1 protein-coding gene is annotated in these 634 nt (G+C 62.1%); it reads left to right on the forward strand.

Annotated features, from left to right (window positions below):
• Window positions 1-166: 166 nt before the first annotated feature.
• Window positions 167-634, forward strand: a 468-nt coding sequence (locus tag AC1DYP_RS24785) for a P-loop nucleotide/nucleoside kinase family protein (RefSeq protein ID WP_477048560.1), incomplete at its 3' end; no start/stop codon positions are given.

A 634-nucleotide genomic window follows, 5' to 3' on the forward strand; every position in this document is an offset into this window, starting at 1 on the left:
CCTTTGGCGTTGTGCCGACGGCCGGGGGCGTGGCCACCGATGCTTACATCACCGGTGACTGGGATCAGATCGAGGATGCCTACTACAACGATCTAATCAGTCAGGACGAGTTTGATCGGCTTTCCGCCCGCCAGCGCGAGCTGACTGAGGGGTCGAACGTTCAGAAGTGATCGACTCGGACCTACTGCGCGAGGAAGTCGCGCAGCAGCTCGCGGCTCTGTGCGAGCAGGGCGGGCCGTTGCACACCGATGCGCCCGGCAACACTGCAGAACGCTACCGCTTCGATTCCCACGGCCGAGGGCCGTTTCTACGGAGTGTTCGCGAGCGCTATCTGGGGTTGCAGGATCCGCCACGTGAAGGGCGGTCAGCGATCGTCACCGCTGGGGTGCCGGGGGCTGGCAAGTCCACGATTCTCGCTGAACGTATTCCCGATCTCGCGCATTACCGTGTTCTCGACCCGGACATCGTCAAGATCTACCTCGTCGAGCAAGCGCTCGCTGACGGCATCTACGACGACCTGTTGGGTCGCTCGTTGGCTGACGGGCACGCCGTGGCACCGATGGAACTCGCTGCTTTGGTACATCGAGAATCGACAGCCATCATCGAAAGTATCCGTCGTCTCTGCCTGCAGCGC

Source organism: Caulobacter sp. P1_D6 (assembly GCF_056406095.1).